The sequence below is a fragment of the Steroidobacter flavus genome (genome assembly GCF_042651805.1).
GTDB lineage: Bacteria > Pseudomonadota > Gammaproteobacteria > Steroidobacterales > Steroidobacteraceae > Steroidobacter > Steroidobacter flavus.
On the sequence record NZ_JBHSDU010000003.1, the window covers coordinates 3,190,537 to 3,212,347 of the forward strand.

Consider the following 21,811-nt stretch of genomic DNA (forward strand, 5'->3'; position numbering starts at 1 on the left):
GTTAAGATTGGCGCCTTTCCACGCTTGCTTGGTGGGCGCTCATGACCTCCAGTTCCAGCCACCCGGTCCGCACCGGCGGACAACTCATCGTCGATCAACTGCTCACGCACGGAGCCGAGCTTGCTTTTTGTGTGCCCGGCGAAAGTTATCTGCCGGTGCTCGACGCGCTGTATACCGTCCGCGATCGGATTCGCCTGATCACGTGTCGTCATGAGAATGGCGCGGCCAACATGGCCGAGGCATATGGCAAGCTGACCGGCAAGCCCGGCATTTGCCTGGTGACGCGCGGGCCGGGCGCGACCAACGCGTCCATCGGCGTGCACACCGCGTTTCAGGATTCGACGCCCATGATTCTGCTCATCGGTCAGGTGGGCACGGATTTCATGGAGCGCGAGGCGTTTCAAGAGATCGACTACCGGCGCATGTTCGGGCCGATGTCGAAGTGGGTCGCGCAGATCGATCGCACCGATCGTATTCCCGAGTTCATCGCGCGTGCTTACCAGGTTGCGACCAGCGGTCGCATGGGGCCGGTCGTGCTCGCGCTTCCGGAAGATGTGTTGTCGGGAACTGCCGCTGTCGCCGACGCGCGGCCATGGCAGCGAATCGACTCTGCGCCGCCGCCGGAAACGCTCATCAAGTTGTCTCAGATGCTCGAGGAAGCGCAACGGCCGTTCCTGTTGGTGGGCGGCAGTGGCTGGGATGCGGCGGCCTGCAAACATCTGCAGCGTTTCGTCGAAACCCAGCGTATCGCGGTCGGATGTGAGTTTCGCTCGCAAGACCTGTTCGATAACGCGCATCCCAACTATGCCGGTGACGTCGGCATCGGTATCAATCCGAAGTTGGCCGAGCGCGTGAAAGCGTCGGACCTGTTGATCGTGCTCGGTGCGCGGCTCGGTGAGATCACCACCAGCGGTTACGGATTGATTGCCGGCCCGGTGCCTGCGCAGCGGCTGGTGCACATCTATCCGGAAGCGGACGAGCTGGGACGTTTCTATCACGCCGATCTGATGATCAACGCGACCATGCCCGCGATGGTCCGCGCGCTGGGCGCGCTGCCCAAGTTCACTCGCGATGGCGTGGAGTCGCAGGTCGTGGCTGCAAACGCGGACTATCAAGCGTGGCAAGCCCGCAAAGAGATTCCAGGCAAGGTGCAGATGTGGGATGTGATTCAGCATATGGATCGCGTGCTGCCGCCGGACGTCATCGTCACCAACGGTGCGGGCAACTACACGACCTGGGCCCATCGATTCCATCGTTATCGCGGCTTTCGGACGCAACTCGCGCCGGCGTCGGGTGCGATGGGTTATGGCGTGCCGGCCGGTATCTCGGCGAAAGCCTTGTATCCGAAGCGCACCGTGATCTCGTTTGCTGGCGACGGTTGCTTTCTCATGACGGGCCAGGAACTGGCGACCGCGGTTCAGTATCAACTCAACGTCGTCATCATCGTCGTCAATAACAATATGTATGGCACGATCCGGATGCACCAGGAGCGCGAGTATCCCGCCCGGGTGTATGGCACGTCGCTGGTCAACCCGGACTTCTGTGCGTTCGCCACGGCGTTTGGCGCACACGGCGAATTGGTGGAGACTACCGAGCAATTCGGGCCGGCGCTGGAGCGGGCTCTGAACGCGGGCAAGCCGGCCTTGATCGAAGTGCGTATCGATTCCGAAGCGATCACGCCGAACGCGACGCTGCAGTCGATCCGTAACGCCGCGCAGAAGTAGTGCGAAGCCTTGGGAGCCACGATGCTTTATCTGATCCTCGGACTGGTGCTCTTTCTGGGCGTGCACTCGGTGGAGATCTTCTCGCCGACGTTTCGTAGCAGCGCAGTCGCGCGGCTTGGCGAGAAGCCCTACAAAGGCATCTACTCAGTGCTCTCCATCATCGGCTTCGTGCTGCTGATCTGGGGATACGGCATCGCTCGCCAGCATCCCATCCTGGTGTACGCGCCGCCTGTGTGGATGCGGCATCTCACGCTGCTTCTGATGCTGCCCGTGTTTCCGCTGCTATTGGCGGCGTACCTGCCTGGTCGCATCAAGGCGGCGGTGAAACATCCGATGCTGGCGTCGGTGAAGCTGTGGGCTTTCGCGCATCTGCTCGCCAACGGCATGCTGGCCGACGTGCTGCTGTTCGGCGGCTTTCTCCTCTGGGCCGTGGCCGATCGCATTTCGGTGAAGCGTCGCGCGGTGCTTCGCCCGCTTCCGGGCCCGCCGCCCAGCAAGTTCAACGATGTCATCGCCGTGGTGGGCGGGCTCGCGCTGTATGTGGTCTTCGTGTTCTGGCTGCACACCAAGCTGATCGGAGTGCCGCCGCTGGCAATGTAACTTGTGAAGGCGGTGCTCAGCTTCGGCATCTTCGTTGCGGTCGTCTATGTTGGCCTGTGTGCCGCGCTGTTCTTCGCTCAGCGCTCGTTCCTTTATTACCCACAGCCGCGGCCGCGAGGTGAGACGTCGGCGACGCTGCCATTGTCAGTGGATGGGGCGGAGCTGGTCATCAGTGTCCGTCCGCACGACGGGCCGAACGCCATCGTGTACTTCGGTGGCAACGGCGAAGATGTGACATTCAACCTGCCGTCGTTCTCGGAGGCCTTTCCGAATCATTCGTTGTATCTCATGAACTACCGGGGCTACGGCGGTAGTTCGGGCGCGCCCACCGAAGCGGGGCTTTCGCAGGATGCGTTGGCTCTATTCGATTACGTGCATGCCCGGCATCCGAACGTCATCGTGATGGGGCGCAGTCTCGGGTCCGGGGTGGCGATTCGGCTCGCCAGCCAGCGGCCGGCGAGCGGGCTGGTGCTCATCACGCCTTATTCGAGCATCGCCGAGCTCGGTGCGCGTCAGTTTCCAATGTTTCCGGTGAAGTGGCTGATGCGGGATCGATACGAATCCTGGCGATATGCGCCCCTCATCGAAGTGCCGACGCTGTTCGTGGTGGCCGAGCACGATGAAATTATTCCACGCGCCAGCACCGACGATTTGTATGCTCATTTCCGAGCAGGTATTGCGACTCTGCGCGTGATCCCGGGAGTAGGGCACAACACAGTGTCCGCGACGCCAATGTATGCAAAGACTTTGCAAATGGCGCTTGCTCAAAACAATCAACAATGATTCAATGCCCGCTCTTCTCATTGGCCCGTAGCGAAGCAAGGAGGGCACCCGATGAACCCATCCAGCATGCACCTCCCGCCGGTGTCTACCCGGTAATCCCGGGCTCCCGGTAGAAAAACCGCGGCTCAACCCCATTTAGGGGTGTTCGCCGCCTCCCCAGTTCGATCGGCTTCGCAAGGACAGCGCGTCAAACGCGCTTCGCTCATCATGGTCAAATCCCGCGTCGAGGGCTCGCAGGTCCTCCGTAATGTGCTTGTTTTCACGCTCCGCCATTGGGCTGAGCACAAGGCGCTCGTGCTCGTCGTGGCTCTGGCCATGATGCTGGCGACGGTCACTGAAGTGATCGTGCCGGTCTATGCCGGCCGCTTGGTCGATGCGCTCGCGCAGGGCCGCGAGTTCGCTGACGTCGCGCTCAATGCTTTCCTCGTCATGGCGGGGTTGGGCCTGGCGATGGTGGTGCTTCGTCACCTGGCATGGTGGTCCATCGTGCCGCTCACGCTGGGAATGATGCGTAAGGTCTCGCAGGGCGCGTTTCATCGCGTGCAACGTTTCTCGACGGACTGGCACAACAATAGTTTTGCCGGCTCCATCGTGCGCAAGATCACGCGCGGCATGTGGGCGCTCGACATGATCAATGACGTGCTGCTGCTCGCGTTGCTGCCGTCGTTGGTCGTGCTGGTTGGAACGGTGTTGCTGCTCGGTCAGCGCTGGCCTGTCATGGGCGTCGTGATGGCGCTGGGCTCCATCGCGTACGTGGTGCTGACGGTGACGCTTGCGACTCGTCTCATCGCTCCGGCTTCGCGCCTGTCCAATGCGCAGGACACGCGCATGGGCGGTGTGCTTGCCGACGCGCTCGGCGCGAACGCGGTCGTGAAATCCTTCGGTGCGGAAGCGCGTGAGGATGCGCGGCTCGGTCGCGTCGTCAATAAATGGTCGCGTCGTACGCATCGCACTTGGATGCTTCACACCTGGAGCGGCACCGGGCAGCTCGCGCTACTGTGGTTCGTTCGCTCGGCGGTCACCGGGACGGCCTTGTGGCTGTGGTGGCAGGGACGCGCAACGCCCGGTGAAATCACCTATGTGCTGACGACGTACTTCGTCGTGCATGGCTATCTGCGCGACATCGGTCAGCACGTTCATCACTTGCAGCGCTCCGTGAACGAAATGGAAGAAATGGTTCAGCTGCATGCGGAGCCCATGGGCGTGGCGGATTCGCCGGGCGCCCGGCCGTTGCGTATCGATGCGGGTGAAGTGCGGTTCGATCATGTGACGTTCTGTTACGCCGGCCAGCAGACGCCGCTGTATCGGGACTTGAACGTGCGGATCGCGCCGGGCGAGCGTATCGGCCTGGTCGGTCATTCGGGCTCGGGCAAGACCACGTTCGTGAAATTGATCCAGCGGTTGTACGACGTGACGGAAGGTCGCGTGTTGATCGACGGTCAGGATGTCACGCACGCCACGCAGGAGTCGTTGCGGTCGCAGATCGCGATCGTGCAGCAGGAGCCCATCCTGTTTCATCGCAGCCTCGCCGAGAACATCTCGTACGCGCGGCCGGATGCGACGATGGAAGAGATCGAGCGGGCTGCTCGATTGGCGAATGCCCACGACTTCATCGCGCGTCTGCCGCGGGGCTATCAAACGTTGGTCGGCGAGCGTGGCGTGAAGCTGTCCGGCGGTGAGCGGCAGCGGGTGGCGTTGGCGAGGGCGTTCCTGGCGAATGCACCGATTCTGATTCTGGACGAGGCGACTTCGAGCCTCGACTCGGAGTCGGAGGCGCTGATTCAGCAGGCCATGGATCGGTTGATGTCAGGCCGCACGTCCATCGTCATCGCACACCGGTTGTCGACGGTGCGAGCGATGGATCGGATTCTGGTGTTCGAGCACGGGCGCATCGTGGAGGAAGGTTCGCACGAGGCGCTGCTGCGTAAGTCGCACGGACATTACAAGCGGCTGTTTGAGCGGCAGTCCGGTGGGATTGTTGAGGTGTCTGAGGCGGTCGGCGCGTAAGACCCTCACCCCCTGGCCCCCTCTCCCGATGGGAGAGGGGGAAATTCTTTTATTTTTATGTTCCGCCCCTCCGGGGCGGAACGAGTTCTATTCAAGAGGGCTCTCACCGGGGCGGACCAAGCTTTGTTCAAGAGACTGCCGCTTTGCGCGGAAGCGCGTTTTTCTCGTGAGGGCAGGCGCGGCGGGTTATCTCAGAGGTAGCTCGTGATCTCCGGCGCGTTGTTCCAGTTGTCGTGCTTGCCGTCGACGTACACGATTGGCGCGGCGGCCAGTTCTTCGGGGGTGGCGTTTTCCAGGCAGCCGAGGTTTACGCCGTAAATTCGTTGTCCGTCGGGCGTGTTGCCGATGCCGAAACTCCGCACGCCGCAATGTTTGCAGAAATAATGCTCGTTCCGTCGGGTGTTGAACAAATATTTGGTCAACTCCGCCGAGCCCGACAACAAGCGAAACTGTTCCGGCATCACGATCGCCGGCCAGAACCGGTTCCGGGCGCAGATCGAGCAATTACAGCGATAGGTCGGCTGCGTCAGGTCGATGTCCGCCTCGAAGCGCACCGCGCCGCAGTGGCAGCTGCCTGAATAAGTTTTGAGCATGCCACCACGATAGCATGGCGGAACTCGCCGATCGCTCGGCATTTTTCGCCGCGTCAGCTTCGTTCAACGGAGCATTTCGATCAGCGGTGCCTTGCTGAGGTCAGGGAAGTCGATTGACTGGAACTTCCGTACGATCCACGCGGGCGGCAAAGCAGCCCCACTTCGCATTATGAACATGAAGGAAGGCGATGGCGGGATTGCTGAACATCTGCTCGATGAGATTCTCAATGGCGGTGCCGGGCACCACTTCCGCGGCCTTCATCATTCCCTGCGAATCGAAACCGCGAAGGGACAGCAGGCGAGGGCGCAGCTGCTGAGGAACCTCGTCGATTTCGAGGTGCGCTTCGGTCGCGGACTCGCGGACATAAATCGCGTGACGTGAGCGATACGGAGTCGCGACCGGCAGGTGCTCGTAGTTCAACAGGATCAACTTCTCGCCGACCTCGGCATCTTGCAGGCTGACGCGGCAAGGAAAGCCCGGTTGCTCATCGGCGGTGACTCGAATCGCACCTTGGCTCGCCAACGCTTCATCGGACATCGCGAACAAGGCAGAGAACTGGCTGAGCGGCAGGCCGGTGATTTGAAAGCTCATGGTCGGCTCCAGAGTGGTGCGAATCGAGGGTGCTACCTTGCCGCGTGCGTGGTCGGGCGGCACTCCGCTTCTTGCCCACGTTTTCCCCGAGGGCGCTGTTAACATCGCGAGCTATGCACCCTCTTGCGATCGCGGCCGTCCTGTTGGCGGCGTTTACTCACGCCACCTGGAATCTGGCCGCCAAGCGCGCCTCGGGTTCACGTCATTTCGTTTGGTTGTATTCGCTGGGCTCGATCATTCTGTACGCGCCGGCGGTGCTGTGGGTTCTCGTATCCACGCGGCCGCAGCTCGAAACCGCGCACTGGCTGGCGTTGCTGATGACCGGCGTTCTGCACATGGGTTATTCGCTCACACTGCAGGCGGGTTACCGGGTTTCCGATTTGTCGCTGGTGTATCCACTCGCTCGGGGAACGGGGCCGCTGCTGTCATTTCTTGCCGCCACATTTCTATTGAATGAGCCAGCGGGGTTGGTCTCCGTGCTCGGTGTGCTGCTGATCGTCGGCGGCATTCTGCTGGTGTCCGGTCTTGCGAATGAAGCTCACAAGGCGCCGCGTGCCGGCATCGCGTTGGGCATGCTCACCGGTGTGTTCATCGCCGGTTACACGATCAACGATGGCTGGGCGGTGAAGACCTTGATGTTGTCGCCGTTCCTGATCGACTTCACCGGCAACCTGTTACGTCTGTTCGTGCTGGCACCGATGGCGCTCAAAGATCCGCCAGCGCTGCTTGCAGAGTGGCGAATGTATCGAAACCCGATTCTCATTGTCGCCGTGCTCGGGCCGCTCGGCTACATCCTGGTGTTGTACGCGATGAAGGTGGCACCCATCGGTCACGTTGCGCCCATGCGCGAACTGGCGACATTGATCGGGACTTACTTCGGTGCACGCTTGCTCAAGGAGCAAGTGACGCCGATACGATTGACGGGAGCCGTGCTCATCGTGACCGGCGTCATTGCGCTGGCGATTACTGGCTAGGGCACGCCGCCGGCGCAACCCGCGATGCTCGCAATCCTTTGAGCGCCAGCGCCGCGGCAATCAGCGGCAGCAACGCTGCGATCCAAGGCAGCGCCGGCAAGCCGGGACCATGATCGATCGCCGTGCCGCCCAGCCAGGCGCCGAGCGCGTTGCCGAGATTGAAGGCGCCGATATTGAAGCTGGACGCCAGGCTCTGACCCGCGCCGTTCGATTTCTCCAGCACCCACATTTGCAGCGGCGGAACCGTCGCAAACGACGCCGCGCCGAGCAGCGCGACGAAGACCACCATCGCAATTCCGTCGTGAACGGCGAATGTCATCAGGCCAAGCACGGCGGCCAATGCGAGTAGCGAGCCGATGAGCGTCGTTTCCAGATATCGATCCGCCAGCTTGCCGCCGACGATGTTGCCGATCACCAGGCCGCCACCGAAGACGAGCAGGACCAGTGAAACAGCCTGTTCGCTGATATGCGTGAGCTGGGTCAGCATCGGCGCGATGTAAGTGAATACGACGAACATGCCGCCGAAACCGAAGACAGTGGTTAGCAGAGCCAGAACAACGGGGGCGCGGGCAAGGGCGCGAAGATCGCTCCGCCAATCGCCTTCTTCGATCTGTCCGGCATCGCGCGGCACGAGCAGAGCAATGACGACGAGCGCGAACACGCCGATGCCGACGACGGCCCAGAAGGTCGCGCGCCAGCCAGCCAACTGTCCGAGCCAGGTGCCGAACGGAACGCCGAGCACGGTCGCGACCGTCAAGCCAGTGAACATGATGGCGATGGCCGATGCGCGCTGCTTGGGTGCGACCAATTGGGTCGCGACCACCGAGCCGACGCCGAAGAACGTGCCGTGTGCGAAGGCTGTGAGTATGCGAGCGGCCAACAAGCCGAGGTAACTCGGCGCGAGGGCGCAGGCCAGGTTGCCGATCGTGAAGATCGCCATCAACGCCAGTAGCGTCGCTTTGCGAGGCCAGCGGGCCGTGACCACGGTCATGATCGGCGCACCCAACATGACGCCGAGCGCATAACCGGAAATCAACAAGCCGGCGGCTGAGATGGACACATGGAGGTCGCCGCTGACTTGCAACAGCAATCCCATGATGACGAATTCGGTGACGCCGATTCCGAAGGCGCCGACCGCGAGCGCATACAAGGCGAGAGGCATGACCCGTTCCAAGGAGTGTGAGGGAAGGCAATGATGCGGGCCGGGTCGATTGCTGATAAGAATGTCCGCATACACGACCGTCGTGCATTCGATGAACGAATCGGGACCGCGCCATGGATAACAGAACTGGTGAAATTGAGGCCTTTTTACGCAGTATCGAAGGTGGCAGCTTCGCGGCGGCGGCCAAGACGTTGCGACAAACGCCGTCGGCCGTGAGCCGCAGTGTCGCGCGGCTCGAGGCCCGGCTCGGCGTGCGACTACTGACGCGCACGACGCGTTCGCTGTCCGTCACGCCGGAGGGTGAGAAGTTCCGAGCGCAGGCGCAGAAGCTGCTGATGGATCTCGATGAGTTGGAGCGTTCGTTCACGACCGATAAGAGTGAGCCGCGCGGTCGCTTGCGAGTAAGTGCGTCGACGCCTTTCGGCATTCATCAGCTGTTGCCGGTGATGCCTGAATTCCTACGACGCTACCCGAAGATCACGGTGGACCTGTCGCTGAGCGATGCGCTGGTCGATCTGGTGGGCGAGCGTGTGGATGTCGCGATTCGTCACGGGGCGTTGCGTGACTCGTCGCTTCGGGCGCGCAAGTTGGGGAGCAGTCGATGGCTGGTGGTCGCTTCGCCTGAATATTTGCAACGTCATGGCACGCCGCAGACGCCGGCGGAGCTCGATCAGCACAACTGCCTGAACTTCAACTACCGCCGCTCCATCGAGGGCTGGACGTTTCGGGTCGGTAGCCGGAGCAAACAATTTCATGTCGCGGGTAATTTTCTGGCGAATTCGGGGGAGTCGTTGCGGTTGATGTGTGTGGGTGGGGCGGGGATTGCGAGGATGGCGGACTTTCTCGTCGGCGCCGACGTCCGGGCGGGTCGGTTGGTGCCGTTGTTGCAGGATTTCATCAAGGCTGACAGCGAAGATATACATGCGTTGTATATCGGGCATGCGCGATTGGCGGCGCGAGTGCGGGTGTTTATGGATTTTTTGGTGGAGCGGGTTTCGATCCCGGAGTGACCCCGGGGCCGCCGCGGCGTTTTCATCGCGCCAGCGGTATGAACTTGCATGTCGTTGCTGCGTTGATTCGGGCAACACTGCATAGGAGATCGTCATGCCCAAGGCCGCGAGCAAGACGTCGATTCCGGCCGGTCTCGAGCCGATGGAGGCGAGATTGGTCGGTGAGTTGCCGACGGGCGCGGGGTGGCAGTTCGAGCCGAAGTGGGATGGCTTTCGGTGTGTGGTGTTTCGCGAGGGCGAGCGCGTCGCTCTGCAGGCGAAGTCGGGCAAACCGCTGGCGAGATATTTTCCTGAAGTCGTCGAGCGCGTGCGGGCGATGCGCCCGAAGCAGTTCGTGCTGGACGGCGAGCTTGCGATTCCCATCGGTACGTCATTGTCGTTCGATGCTTTGCAGATGCGGCTGCATCCCGCGGAGAGTCGCGTTCGCAAGTTGTCGATTGAAACGCCGGCGACGCTGATGTTGTTCGATCTGCTCTACGACGCCAAGGGGCGCAGTTTGCTCGAGCAACCGTTCGAAGCGCGTCGAGCAGAGCTGGAGAAATTCTTCGCCGCCTTGCCGCTGACAGAAGGACTCGTCCTGACACCCTACACGCGCGAGCTGCGCGTCGCCCAGAAATGGTTGAAGGAAACCGGCGGCTCGCTCGACGGTGTAATAGCGAAGCAGCTCGATCTGCCTTACGTCTCCGGCGAGCGGGCCATGCTGAAAGTGAAGCGCTTGCGGACGGCGGACTGCGTAGTCGGCGGATTTCGTTATGGCACGGGTAGCACGGAAGTCGGTTCCCTGCTGCTGGGCTTGTATAACGAGGAAGGTCTGCTCGATCACGTCGGGTTCACCTCGTCGATTCCGAATGCCGAACGCAAGGCTGTGACACAACGTTTGGAAAAGCTGCGGGGTGGCGCAGGGTTCACGGGCGATGCGCCCGGTGGGCCGAGTCGATGGAGTACCGAGCGCTCGACCGAGTGGGAGCCGTTGAAGCCGAAGCTGGTGGTCGAAGTTTGTTATGACCACGTCACCGGCAATCGCTTTCGTCACGGCACCAAACTGCTCCGCTGGCGGCCGGACAAAGCGCCCAGTCAATGCACCTTCGAACAGCTCGAGCGCGAGGCCCGGCCAGCGAAGCTCATCGCGACGTTGCTGAAAAAGAAGCGCTGATGGCTACGGGCAGCGCGACTAAAAACGGCGCGTAAGCGGTCGGCATTAAATAAGTTTCATCGAACTGTATGCATCGATGCCTGCCATAAGGCCGGGCGCGGGCAAACCTCTTTTCATTCGGTTGTGCCGTGCCACAATGGGGTTTGCCATGGCCAATGGCGACATCGCATGAGGTTCGAAGTGAAGTCCAGCTCGCTGCTGAAGAAGTATGTTTCCACGCTCATCGGCTGTGCCGCGATGAGCGTTGCCGTCGGTGCGGCGGCGTCGGGTAAGCCGGCGGTGGATCCGGCGTTACACGATCAGGCCCTGGAAATCCTGCAGAAGTCGATCGCTTTCCGGACCGTGGACGGCGCGGGTCAGGTGCCGGCCTATGCCGAATATCTGAAGAGCGTGCTGGTCCAGGCAGGCTATGCGCCCGGCGATATCACGGTCGAGCCGGTGGCGAATACCGCCACGCTGGTGGCTCGCTACAAAGGCTCCGACAGCAAGTTGAAGCCCATCGTCGTCATCGGTCACATGGATGTCGTGGAGGCGAAGCGCGAGGACTGGAAGCGCGATCCGTTCACGCCCGTGCTCGAAAACGGCTATGTGTTCGGCCGCGGCTCGGCGGACAACAAGTTCGATGTGTCGATGATCGTCGCCACCCTGGCCAAGCTGAAGCGTGACGGCTGGAAGCCCAAGCGCGACGTGATCCTCGCGTTTTCCGGCGACGAAGAAACGCAGATGGTCAGCACTCGCAAGCTCGCCGAGCAATTCAAAGGTGCGGAGCTCGCGTTGAATGGCGACGCCGGCGGCGGTCTGTTGTCCGAGGAGGGCAAGCCGGTTGTATACGGCCTGCAGGCGGGCGAGAAGACCTACGCGGACTTCAAACTCACGGTCACCAATCCCGGCGGACATTCCAGTCGCCCCGGCAAGATCAACGCCATCAACCAACTGGCGGCCGCGCTGGATCGCATCGGCAAGTATCAGTTTCCGGCCAGACACAACGAGCTGACGATGGCGTACTTCCGCGAGAGTCTGCCGAAGTTGTCCGGACCGACGGCTGATGCCATCAAACGCTATCTGGCGAACCCGGAGGACGCGCAAGCCATTGCGACCCTGTCGGACGATCCGAGCTACATCGGTCAGGTGCGGACCACCTGCGTGTCCACGATGATCAATGGCGGTCACGCGACCAATGCACTTCCGCAGAAGGCGGAAGCGAACATCAATTGCCGCATCTTCCCGGGCACGCCCGTGGCGGAAGTACAGAAGACGCTCGCCGAAATCGCAGCCGATCCGGCAGTGAAGGTCACGCAGGTCACCACCGGCTCAGTCGCAAGCGACGCGTCGCCGTTGCGCAAGGATGTGATGGCGGCCGTGACCAAGGCGGTGCATGCCAACTACCCGGGCTTGTCCATCGTGCCGTCGATGTCGGCGGGCGCGACCGACAGCATGCATTTCCGCGCGCACGGCGTGCCGAGCTACGGCGTGTCCGGTCTGTTCATGAAGGACTCGGATGAGTTCTCGCACGGTCTCGATGAGCGGGTGCCGGTGTCGTCCATCGACGGCGCGCTCGCGCATTGGAACAGTCTGTTGAAGGATCTCGCTCGCTAAGAAACAAACACGCGGGCCCGTCAGTCAGCGACGGGCTCGCGTGTCGCCACCGGCGTTTCGCTCTTCGCCGTGAGCGCATGCCCATCCTCGGCATGCAAAGTCCAGAAGCTCAACGAAGCAACAATCGTTGCGATGCCCAGCGTGATGAACGCCGCGTGCAGCGCATTCGTGACCGCGATCTGATCGGTCTGCGGCAGCCCGCCCAAATACCAACCTGTCAGCAGCGAGCCGCACGCCAGGCCGAAGCTCATCGACAGCTGCTGCATGGTGCTGGCAATCGTGTTCGCCATGCTCGAGTTGCGCGCATCGATGTCGGCGAAAGCCAGCGAGTTCATGCTGGAGAATTGCATCGAGCTGCCCGAGCCCACCAGGAAGCTCATCAGCACGATCACCGCCAGCGGCGTGTGCTGATCCCACAGCGCGAACGAGCCGATAATCACGCCCATCAACGCGGTGTTCACGATCAGCACGCGTCGATAGCCGAAGCGGCGGAGCAGATGAGGGGACGCAGCTTTCACTGTCATCGCGGCGATGGCGGAAGGCATCATCATCAGGCCGGACTGCCACGCCGGCATGCCCATGCCGAGCTGATAAAACAGCGGCAGCAGAAACGGCAGGCCGCCGATGCCGAGTCGGGTGATGAGACCGCCGAGCACCGACACTCGAAAGGTGCGAACCTTGAACAATCGCAAGTTCAACAACGGATGATCGGTGCGATTCGCATGCAAGCCATAGGCGCCGAGCAGGGCGAACGCCACCAGGAAAAGAATGGCGCTGGAAGTCACATCGAGGCGGTGCTCGCCGAACACTTCCAGTAACCAGGACAGCAGGGCCGCGCCCGAGCTGAACAGCACCAGGCCGATCGCATCCAGCGGCCGCGGCGAGTCGCTGCGATATTCCGGCATGTAACGACGGCTCATCCACAGCGCGACCAGTCCGAACGGCACGTTGACGAAGAAGATCTCGCGCCACGACCACCAATGCACGATCAAGCCGCCCACGGTCGGGCCGAGCAGCGGGCCGATCAGTGCCGGGATGATCACGAAGTTCATCTTGTCCAGCAGTTGTGACTTTGGAAACGTCCGCACGATGGCGAGTCGTCCGACCGGCGTCATCATGGCGGCGCCGAGGCCTTGCAGGATGCGGGCGGCGACCAGCATCGGCGCGTTCAACGACAGGCCGCACATCACCGACGACACCGTGAAGATCGCGACGGCCGCGGTGAACAGCTTTCGGGTGCCGAAGCGATCGGCGAGCCAGCCGCTGACGGGAATGCCGACTGCGAGCGCCAGGATGTAGCTGGTGACGATGGCTTTGAGACTGAGCGGCGTGACGCCGAGGCTGTGCGCCATGGTCGGCACCGCCGTGTTCACGATGGTCGAGTCGAGCGTCTCCATGAACAGCACGGCGCCGACCAGCCATGGCAGGTAACGTTGCACGATGCTGGAGGACGCTGTGGTCACGGCGCCCGATATCGTCAAGTGGGATCGATCTGTTTGGCCGCGTCGCGGATCGGTTGCGCCGAGCTCGGGCGGATGACCCGCGCGACCTCGGTGCCATCCTTCATGAAGACCAGCGTCGGCCACAGCTTGACGCGGAAGGAGCGACCGAGCGGGCGGCCCGGCCCGTCTTCGATTTTCAAATGGCGCACATCGGGATGTGCCGCGAGGCCTTGCTCGATGTGGGCCTGGGCGGCTGCGCAGAAGCCGCACCAGTTGGTACCGAACTCGATCACTGTCGCGCCCGGCAAGGCATCGACTTCAGCGCGCGACGGCGCGCTTTCGGTATAGGCGCTCATGGCGCCAAATTCTAGCGAGCCGACCGCACGCTCGTAAGTCGGCTTTTGCGTGCGCTGTTACTGCGGCTTCTCGGTGATCCAGTTGCCGATGTCCGCGTCCAGGCCTTCGCCGCCTTCCTGGTTGTCGGCGCCGTAGGTGAACAGGTCGAACTCCTTGCCGTGCGTGCCCGGGTAGACGTAGCGATAGTCGTTGCCCCAGGGGTCCTTGCGTGCGCTCGGATCGAGGTAGCCGCCCTGCTTCCAGTTACGCACGCTGGAGTCGTTGGGCTTCTCGTACAGCGCCTTGATGCCTTGCTCGGTGGTCGGATAACGGAAGTTATCCATGCGATACAGGTTCATCGCAGTCTCGATGGTGCGCAGATCGCTGGACACCTTGGTCAGCTGCGCGTCGTCGATTCGACGCATGACGTTCGGCGCGACGATCGCGGCCAGGATGCCGAGAATCACCACCACGACCATGATTTCGATCAGGGTGAAGCCGCCGCTACGCTGGAATTTATGAGTCGATTTCATTGCAATCTCGTTGCGCTGTATGACATGCCGACTGCCGTGTCGGGCCGCGCGGATCATATCTGGATGGACCGTGCCCGCAAACTGGGTACGGCCCGGATCTCCGCTCTCAAGGCGAGTTAGATGCGGGATCTTGCCGCGAGTTCGACTCGCCTCGCGGCCCAGATTCACTGCATCGTTACTGCGGCGGTTCCTGACCCGGGTGTGGGTCTTCCATGGGGTAGGTCTGCACACCGCCCTGATCTGCGCTGTTGGCCGTGGACGCCGGTGCTTCGGTCGGCGCGGCCGGCGCTGGTGTGTGGGCCGGGGCAGCGGGGGCTGCGCCGGTCGCCGAGTGCTTGACGGCGGCGATGAACTGATCGGCCGGCGGCGGCGCGGCCGGTGCATCGGAGCGGATGATCTCGCTGGCCAGGATGCCGGGCTTCTTATAGAACGATTCGTTCGAAGAGCCGTCGATGGTGATCGCCGAGCCGTCGAGCGCCACGCCGGCGAACAAGCCGCTGGCGCGCGAATACGAATACACCTGCGCGGTGAGTCCGATATCGGTAGCCGCCGAGCTCTGGCGTCCGATCGGACCGGCCGCGACCGAGGCGTCCGCGCCCAACGTCACTTTGCCGCCGACGATGCCTTCGATGCTTTGTTTTGAGGTAAAAACGAGCACGACGTCGGCCGACTGCACGCCGACCTGGAAGCCGAAGCTGCCGCCGGTCAGATTGATGAAGGTCGGATTGCTCCACGCGCCCGAATCCTTGCGCACCACCAGCACGCCCTTGCCGCGACGACCGCCGATGCCGAGGCCCACCTTGATGACGCTCGGGATCACGGCAACTGCGTAAGCCCGCTCCAGCAACCAGGTAGGAATATTCTGCTCGGGCATGCGCATCAGCTCGCTCAAAACCTGGGTCGAGGTGAGCAGGCGCGCATCCTGGCGCTCGCCGGCGACAGCGCCCGTCGTGACGGCGCAGGAAAGCAGCAACACTGCGAGCTGGGTCGCGAGCGGGTTGGATCGTGTGAGCATCGTTGGCATCACTCCTACAACTGAGTCTCGTATTCCTGAGACTGTAGCAGAAGCGGCAGGTTCAAGCCTCAGGGCGCGGTTAATTCGGACGCGCTTGCGGTGTGTTGTTAGGCGCGGTGCCGCTGGTGGCGAGCATCAGGTCGTTGAGCTTCTCGCGCTGACCGTTGGCGATATAGAAGTGCTCGACGCGCTGCCGTGCCTTGATGCGCACGTCGCGATCGGCGCTGTCGTCGGCGGCGAGCTCGGTGTACGCACGCGTCAGATACGTTTCCGCCTCGCGCATGCGGCCTTGCTTGTAGAACACTTCGCCGAGCGCGCTCGCCGAACGGGCCGAGCGCCAGGCCGGCGCGTCGGTGCGCTTCCAACGATTCATCGCCGCTGTCAGCATCGCTTCGGCATCGGCCAGGCGATTGGTCTCGAGCAGCACTTCGCCCAACAGATGCTCCGCCGAGCACACGTATTGATGATCGGCCGGACGTGTCCGCGCCAGCGTATCGAGCGAATGTCGCAGCTCGCGCTCGGCATCGTTGAATTTCCCCCGACGCATCAGCACCGATGCATAGGACGTGCGGAAGTACGGCGTGTACGCGTGCTCCGCGCCCATCGCATTCACGGCGGAGCTCAACGCCTCGGAGGCGAACTGCTCGGACTCGGCGAGTTGACCCTGTGCGCGTCGGATCTGCGACAGCGAGTCGAGCACTTCGGCGACCTGACGGCTGTTGTTGCCGAACAGGATGCGTTGTTTCTCGAGCGTGGCTTCGAACATCACGCCCGCTTCGTTGATGTGATTCTGCATCAGCAGCGCTTCGCCCAGCCGCGTCTCGGCGAGCACGCGATCGGGATGCAGATCGGGCGCGGTCAGGCGGAAAATATCCACGGCCTGGCGCGTGACCCGCTCCACCGACGGAATATCGTCCATCCACATGAACACCAGCGACAGGTCGAGCAACACCACCGCCACTTCCTGATCGTTCGGGCCGCGCACCTGACGATTCAGCGCGAGTGCTTGTTCGAACGACTGGCGTGAGCGGGTCACATCGCCGCTGGCGAATTCGACCCGACCGCGATTGGTCAGCAGGGTCGCGTAGGTCGGCGTGCGCTGGCTGCCGATGCGGTCGCAGAGCTCCATCGCTTCTTTGATCACGCGCGCCGAGCCGTTCATGTCGCCGAGCGTTCGCAAGGTCACTGCGAGCTCGGACATATCGTCGGCCGCGGGCAGGCCGCCGCCATTCGGCATTTGACGGCGCAGGTGCACGGCGTCTTCGAGATAACTCAGCGAACGTTCCGGATCGCCGCTGCGACGGAACGCACGGCCGATGGAAGCGAGCAGACGGGCTCGCACTTCCGGACGCATGCCTTTGTCCGCCCGCACCTGCAAGCCCGATTGTTCGAGCAGCTGGCGCGCCGTGATCTCTTTGCCTTGGGCTTTGAAGGGCTCGGCCGCGGAGAACACGTCGAGCATGAATTCGGAGACGGCCTGCGCCGATTTGCTTTCGTTCGCGGCCTTGTCGCGCTCGGCGGCGATGCGCTGATTCTGAATCGACATCACCACGGCGAACGCGACGATGACGACGATGAAGAACGCACCGGCCGACACACCGAACGCATGACGACGCACGAAGCGTTGTGAGTAATACAGCCAGTTGCCCTGGCGCGCGACCACCGGCTCGGCCGACAGATAACGACGCAGGTCGGCGGCCAGCTGTTCGACCGAGCCATAACGATGCTGCGGCTCCTTGCGAAGCGCCCGCATGACGATGGAGTCGATGTCGCCGAGCAAACGTTTCTGCAATCGATCCGGCTGCAGGCCGCGAGCCAATGCGATGGCCGCGATCGGCGACTCGCCTTCGGCGGCCTCGGCCGCGTCGATGGCTTTCTTGACCGCGGTGCTCGGGCGCTGCGGGTCGCTGATACAAATGGAACGTTCCAGCTCGAGCTGGCTGGCCGAGGAGGGCACCGTGTAGGGCCGGAGGCCGGTGAGCAGTTCATATAAAACGACGCCGAGCGCGTAGACGTCGCTGGCGGTGGTGACCTGGCGGCCCATGATCTGCTCGGGGCTCGCATATTCGGGCGTGAGCAGCCGGTCGTTCATGCGTGTCAGCGCCAGCATGGCGGCGGCGTCGCCGGTATCGAGCAGCTTGGCGATGCCGAAATCCAGCAGCTTGGGCGCGCCTTCGGCGGTGACCAGGATGTTGGCCGGCTTCAGGTCGCGATGAACGATCAGGTTCTGATGCGCGTACTGGACGGCATTACATATTTCCAGAAACAGTTTCAGGCGCGCGGTGAGATCGAGCTGCTGCCGGTCGCAATAACGATCGACCGGCTCGCCGTGCACATATTCCATGACCAGATACGGCTGGCCGTCCTTGGTCTCGCCGGCATCGAGCAGGCGCGCGATGTTGGCGTGATTCAGGCTGGCGAGAATCTGCCGTTCGGCGCGGAAGCGCTGGCCCAGGTCGCCATGAATAGGCGCGTTATCGACGATCTTGACCGCGACCTGCGCCGAATACTGGCGATCGGCACGCTCACCCAGATACACCGTGCCGGTGCCGCCGTGGCCGAGGATGGACGCGAGTTTGTAATTGCCGATGACGCGGCCGACCAGCGCCTTGCGCCGATCGCGCGTGGTGGCGTCGATGGCCGCGCCGAGCGCGTGAGTCAGCGGCCCGGTGGACTGGCCCACGTCGCAGGCCAGCAGCTCGAGCAGCTCATCTTTCAGGTCTTTGTCGTCGCCGGTCTCGGCGCTGATGAAGGCTTCGCGTTCGCGGTCCGGCAACTCGACGGCGCGGGAGAACAGATCCTGCAAGCGCTCCCAGCGGTCGTCGACGTTCTTCCCTGGAGGTTCCGGGGTCATGAGGCTTCGGGTTCGCGATTCCGTGCCGGTCGGATCTGACGCAGGATCCAGGCCTTGGCGAGCCGGATCTCCCGATCGACGGTGGCTTCGGACACCTTCAGGGTCTCCGACAGCTCCTGATAAGTCAGGCCGCCGAAATAATGCAGCTCCACCATCTCCGCGAGGCGGGGATTGTTACCGGCCAGGCGCTGCAAAGCCTCATCGATTTCCAGCACGTCGATATCGCCCGCGGTGGCCGGGCCGAGATCGAGCACATCCATATCGAAGTCGTTGAGCGAGCCCGTGGTGGTGCCGCCGCGTTTGTCACGAAACCGGCTCTTGGCGTGATCCACCAGAATACGTCGCATCTGCCGCGCGGCCACAGCAAAGAAATGAGCACGGTCCTGCCACGAGACATTCATCTCGACGAGCTTGACGAATGCCTCGTGCACGACGGCGGTGGCCTGCAAGGTGTGGCCCGGCCGCTCGCGTTTCATATAGCGGCGGGCGCGGTTACGCAGCTCCTCATATATGAGCGGCGTCAGTCGTTCCAGGGCGCGCGTGTCCCCTGACTGCCACGCAGACAACAGCCGTGTCACTGCCTGCCGGTCGGGCGGTGGAATGGCGGCTGCGATTGTGTTGCTCAGTTGCGAGTCTCCGATTCGGGGCCTGTCTGTCTCTAGTTTACTGGCTCGATTGCGACAGTTTCTCACTTAGCGCCCGCGCCGTGCCGCGAGCCGCCCGCCAAAACCGTCCTACGGCCGTCCCTGAATCCGGCTCAACCGGTTGATTTCCGGGATCTCCCGAAAACCTCAGCTGAGCGATGTACTGATTGTTCCTTTTTTCTTCCGCTTGTCCAGGGGGGCTGTGACGGGATTCTCAGAGGGACATCGCTTATCCCAGTGATCGAGCCAATGCCGGCTCGGATTTTTAGCACTTTTCCCGGGAGGGGTTGTTGTCATGCGTAACGTATTTGCAATTTCGATGGCGGTGGCGGGTGTTCTGTTTGCTTCTGGCGCGAGCTTCAGCGCGCAACTGGCGGACGGCGATTCAGGTGGCAAGCGTCCGGTATTTAACATTGTCGATGGCGACTCGGGCGGTAAGCGGCCGGTGCTGGCCGACGGCGATTCGGGTGGCAAGCGCCCGGTGTTCAACTTTACCGATGGTGACTCGGGCGGTAAGCGTCCCGTATTGACCCTGGCCGACGGCGACTCCGGCGGCAAGCGCCCGGTATTCAACTTCACCGATGGCGACTCGGGCGGTAAGCGTCCGGTGCTGGCCGATGGCGATTCGGGCGGCAAGCGCCCGGTATTCAACTTCACCGACGGTGACTCGGGCGGCAAGCGTCCGGTGCTGGCCGATGGCGACTCGGGTGGCAAGCGCCCGGTGCTCAACCTGACCGACGGCGATTCCGGCGGTAAGCGCCCGGTGCTGGCCGACGGCGACTCCGGTGGCAAGCGCCCGGTGTTCAACCTGACCGATGGCGACTCGGGCGGCAAGCGTCCGGTGCTCGCTTAACTAACGAATCCTGCTGAACCGGTTTTTTGAATTGGAGAGACAGATGAAAAAGCGTATCGCCCTCGGCGCCGCCATGTTGCTCACCCTCGGGACCGCCGTCGCCAGCACGTTCCTGTACGGACACGAGTCGGCCGCGCGCGAACGGTTGGTCGAAGAGCAGCAGATCACGTTGCCGTCCGACAATCAGTCATCGAGCCAGACTGTGACGCCGGAAATGATCGCGATGTGGAAAGCCACAGCCGCGTCGACCGACTACGAAGCTCCGAAAGCGCCTATCTAACCGATCGGCGTATCGCGGGTGCGGCCGGACCCCTCCCTCCGGCCGCACTTCGCTTCGATGTCGCTCAGCGGGGGGAAGGCTGTCAGTCGTCTGTGTACGGATACAGGCGTCGATGCTGTTGTCGTCGCCTACCGACAGACCTTTGAAATGTGCGGCAAGTCACAGGCCCGTCGCGGTTTTGCGCCGCTGGCATCACACTTCGTTCGTTGACATATTTGCGCCGCGTATAGCACCCTAGCTGGCGTTGTCAGAGGTGCAGCCACGCACATGTCAGGGGCCGCCTCATGCAAGGGCAAACTCACCGAAAGGTGGGGACGCAAAGCCACCGGTCTAAGGGAATTATCCTAGGACAGCGGGGTTGCCAGCGCCGGCCTCTCATTCATTTGTGGAGGCGCCGATCGGCTGCCTCACCGCGTGTCCGGCGACGAATAAAGATTGATGTCACAGACCTCACAAGCTCGCCTGCCGCTCCGGGCTTCCGCACGGATGCCACGCCTTGCTTTGCTGGCGCTGTTGCTGCTCGGGCCCGCCGTGTGCATCCCGGCAGGCCCGCTGGTCGGCCAGCCCGCGCCCGATTTCGCGTTGCGCTCCTGGGATGGCGCCAACATGCGCCTGTCCGAGCACTCCGGCGAAGTGGTGCTGCTCAACTTCTGGGCAACCTGGTGCGGGCCCTGCCGCCAGGAAATGCCGCTGCTCGATGAAATCTACGGCAAGTATCGCCGCGCCGGGCTGGTGCTGTTCAGCGTCAACCTCGATGAGGAAAGCAATCTGGACTCGGCGCGCGAAATGGCCAAGACGCTGCGCGTCAGCTATCCCGTGCTGTTCGATGCTCGCAAAGAAGTGAGCCGCGCCTATCAGGCGGGCACGATGCCGTTGACGGTGTTGATCGATCGCGAAGGTGTGGTGCGCTACGTATCCGAGGGCTACAAGGCCGGCTATGAAGCGCGCTACACCGAAAAGCTGCGTGAACTGCTGAACGAGTGAACTCGCGCCGCCCGCAACGGATCCGCCTCGCTAATCGAACCGAACTCGTATCGAACTCCCGGACACCTCCATGCTGCGTCAGAGCCTTCTGAAAGTAATCGCCACGCTGAGCCCGCTGCTGTTCGTGGCCGGGCCATCGACTGCGCAAGACGCGCCCGCCGCGACCACCGCGCCGATCGTCGACAGCAGCACGCCGGCACCGTCCGCGCCCGCGGGCGGCGGCGACAGCTTCAAGAGCCTCGACGAAGAAGTGCAGGCCCTGAAAAAAGAAGTGCTCGATCTGAACCGCGAGCTGTTCGTGCTCGAGGAAGAGCTGCTGTTCCCGGCCAACACCCAGGTGGCGGTGTTCGTGTCCATGGACGTGGGTGAATTCTTCGCGCTCGACTCGGTGACCTTGAAGCTCGATAACAAGGAAGTCGCCAACTATCTGTACACCGAGCGCGAGGCGCAGGCGCTGCTCAAGGGCGGCGTGCATCGCGTGTTCATCGGCAATCTCAAAGCGGGCGAGCACGAGCTGATCGCGCTGTTCACCGGCCAGGGCCCGAATCAGCGCGACTATCGCCGTGGCGCGACCATCAAGCTGGAGAAGGGCGTCGGCGCCAAGTACGTCGAGCTGAAGATCAGCGACAAGGCGCTCAAGGCGCAGCCCGAGTTCATCGTCAAGGAATGGGAATAA

General features: G+C 62.6%; 21 protein-coding genes and 1 riboswitch. Of the genes, 12 read left to right on the forward strand and 9 right to left on the reverse strand.

Annotated features, from left to right (window positions below):
• Positions 1–41 precede the first annotated feature (41 nt).
• The 4 genes from ACFPN2_RS19555 (at position 42) to ACFPN2_RS19570 (ending at position 5,114) form a co-directional block, all read left to right on the forward strand.
• Positions 42–1,724, forward strand: a complete 1,683-nt coding sequence (locus tag ACFPN2_RS19555) for a thiamine pyrophosphate-binding protein (protein ID WP_380599522.1) — start codon at positions 42–44, stop codon at positions 1,722–1,724.
• A 21-nt stretch (positions 1,725–1,745) separates the two neighbouring features.
• Positions 1,746–2,324, forward strand: a complete 579-nt coding sequence (locus ACFPN2_RS19560) for an NnrU family protein (protein WP_380599524.1) — start codon at positions 1,746–1,748, stop codon at positions 2,322–2,324.
• 3 nt (positions 2,325–2,327) lie between these two features.
• Complete coding sequence (locus ACFPN2_RS19565) at positions 2,328–3,107, forward strand: alpha/beta hydrolase (RefSeq protein ID WP_380599526.1); 780 nt, start codon at positions 2,328–2,330, stop codon at positions 3,105–3,107.
• A gap of 207 nt (positions 3,108–3,314) precedes the next feature.
• The gene (locus ACFPN2_RS19570) at positions 3,315–5,114 is read left to right on the forward strand and encodes an ABC transporter ATP-binding protein (protein ID WP_380599528.1); all 1,800 of its coding nucleotides are present in this window, start codon (positions 3,315–3,317) and stop codon (positions 5,112–5,114) included.
• 191 nt (positions 5,115–5,305) lie between these two features.
• On the opposite strand, the gene ACFPN2_RS19575 is transcribed toward ACFPN2_RS19570, so the two are convergent.
• The gene (locus ACFPN2_RS19575; protein ID WP_380599530.1) at positions 5,306–5,707 is read right to left on the reverse strand and encodes a GFA family protein; all 402 of its coding nucleotides are present in this window, start codon (positions 5,705–5,707) and stop codon (positions 5,306–5,308) included.
• Between the two features lie 100 nt (positions 5,708–5,807).
• Positions 5,808–6,299, reverse strand: coding sequence for a DUF1203 domain-containing protein (locus tag ACFPN2_RS19580; RefSeq protein ID WP_380599532.1), 492 nt, complete (start codon positions 6,297–6,299; stop codon positions 5,808–5,810).
• Positions 6,300–6,412: 113 nt separating this feature from the next.
• On the opposite strand from ACFPN2_RS19580, the gene ACFPN2_RS19585 reads away from it, so the two are divergent.
• Complete coding sequence (locus tag ACFPN2_RS19585; protein ID WP_380599534.1) at positions 6,413–7,273, forward strand: DMT family transporter; 861 nt, start codon at positions 6,413–6,415, stop codon at positions 7,271–7,273.
• Here ACFPN2_RS19585 and ACFPN2_RS19590 read toward each other — a convergent pair.
• A complete protein-coding gene (locus ACFPN2_RS19590; RefSeq protein WP_380599536.1) occupies positions 7,263–8,435 on the reverse strand; it encodes an MFS transporter in 1,173 nt (390 codons plus the stop codon). The two genes, ACFPN2_RS19585 and ACFPN2_RS19590, sit on opposite strands and share 11 nt — an antisense overlap.
• Before the next feature lie 113 nt (positions 8,436–8,548).
• On the opposite strand from ACFPN2_RS19590, the gene ACFPN2_RS19595 reads away from it, so the two are divergent.
• From ACFPN2_RS19595 to ACFPN2_RS19605, 3 genes are all read left to right on the forward strand, one after another.
• Positions 8,549–9,445: a LysR family transcriptional regulator gene (locus ACFPN2_RS19595; protein ID WP_380599538.1), complete on the forward strand. Its 897-nt coding sequence runs from the start codon at positions 8,549–8,551 to the stop codon at positions 9,443–9,445.
• Between the two features lie 94 nt (positions 9,446–9,539).
• Positions 9,540–10,598 (forward strand): ATP-dependent DNA ligase, encoded by a 1,059-nt coding sequence (locus ACFPN2_RS19600; RefSeq protein WP_380599540.1) that lies wholly within the window; start codon positions 9,540–9,542, stop codon positions 10,596–10,598.
• 168 nt (positions 10,599–10,766) lie between these two features.
• Positions 10,767–12,194 (forward strand): M20/M25/M40 family metallo-hydrolase, encoded by a 1,428-nt coding sequence (locus tag ACFPN2_RS19605; protein ID WP_380599542.1) that lies wholly within the window; start codon positions 10,767–10,769, stop codon positions 12,192–12,194.
• A gap of 20 nt (positions 12,195–12,214) precedes the next feature.
• On the opposite strand, the gene ACFPN2_RS19610 is transcribed toward ACFPN2_RS19605, so the two are convergent.
• The 6 genes from ACFPN2_RS19610 to ACFPN2_RS19635 form a co-directional block, all read right to left on the reverse strand.
• Entirely contained in the window at positions 12,215–13,591 is a 1,377-nt protein-coding gene (locus ACFPN2_RS19610) for a DHA2 family efflux MFS transporter permease subunit (RefSeq protein ID WP_380600184.1), read from the reverse strand.
• 80 nt (positions 13,592–13,671) lie between these two features.
• Positions 13,672–13,992 carry a thioredoxin family protein gene (locus ACFPN2_RS19615; protein ID WP_380599544.1) on the reverse strand — a complete coding sequence of 107 codons (321 nt, stop codon included), beginning with the start codon at positions 13,990–13,992 and terminating at the stop codon, positions 13,672–13,674.
• A 57-nt stretch (positions 13,993–14,049) separates the two neighbouring features.
• Positions 14,050–14,505 (reverse strand): type II secretion system major pseudopilin GspG, encoded by a 456-nt coding sequence (gspG, locus tag ACFPN2_RS19620; protein WP_380599546.1) that lies wholly within the window; start codon positions 14,503–14,505, stop codon positions 14,050–14,052.
• A 175-nt stretch (positions 14,506–14,680) separates the two neighbouring features.
• Positions 14,681–15,520 (reverse strand): lipid-binding SYLF domain-containing protein, encoded by an 840-nt coding sequence (locus ACFPN2_RS19625; protein ID WP_380599548.1) that lies wholly within the window; start codon positions 15,518–15,520, stop codon positions 14,681–14,683.
• 79 nt (positions 15,521–15,599) lie between these two features.
• Complete coding sequence (locus ACFPN2_RS19630) at positions 15,600–18,374, reverse strand: serine/threonine-protein kinase (RefSeq protein ID WP_380599550.1); 2,775 nt, start codon at positions 18,372–18,374, stop codon at positions 15,600–15,602.
• Positions 18,371–18,952, reverse strand: a complete 582-nt coding sequence (locus tag ACFPN2_RS19635; protein WP_380599552.1) for an ECF-type sigma factor — start codon at positions 18,950–18,952, stop codon at positions 18,371–18,373. The genes ACFPN2_RS19630 and ACFPN2_RS19635 overlap by 4 nt, the downstream gene beginning before the upstream one ends.
• Positions 18,953–19,313: 361 nt before the next feature.
• On the opposite strand from ACFPN2_RS19635, the gene ACFPN2_RS19640 reads away from it, so the two are divergent.
• The 4 genes from ACFPN2_RS19640 to ACFPN2_RS19655 all read left to right on the forward strand — a co-directional run bounded on the left by ACFPN2_RS19640 (position 19,314) and on the right by ACFPN2_RS19655 (position 21,811).
• Positions 19,314–19,871, forward strand: a complete 558-nt coding sequence (locus ACFPN2_RS19640) for a hypothetical protein (RefSeq protein ID WP_380599554.1) — start codon at positions 19,314–19,316, stop codon at positions 19,869–19,871.
• Between the two features lie 43 nt (positions 19,872–19,914).
• Positions 19,915–20,151 (forward strand): hypothetical protein, encoded by a 237-nt coding sequence (locus tag ACFPN2_RS19645; RefSeq protein WP_380599556.1) that lies wholly within the window; start codon positions 19,915–19,917, stop codon positions 20,149–20,151.
• A gap of 281 nt (positions 20,152–20,432) precedes the next feature.
• Positions 20,433–20,517, forward strand: a riboswitch (cyclic di-GMP riboswitch).
• Positions 20,518–20,637: 120 nt separating this feature from the next.
• Positions 20,638–21,135, forward strand: a complete 498-nt coding sequence (locus tag ACFPN2_RS19650; RefSeq protein ID WP_380599558.1) for a TlpA family protein disulfide reductase — start codon at positions 20,638–20,640, stop codon at positions 21,133–21,135.
• A 70-nt stretch (positions 21,136–21,205) separates the two neighbouring features.
• The gene (locus ACFPN2_RS19655) at positions 21,206–21,811 is read left to right on the forward strand and encodes an AraC family transcriptional regulator (protein ID WP_380599560.1); all 606 of its coding nucleotides are present in this window, start codon (positions 21,206–21,208) and stop codon (positions 21,809–21,811) included.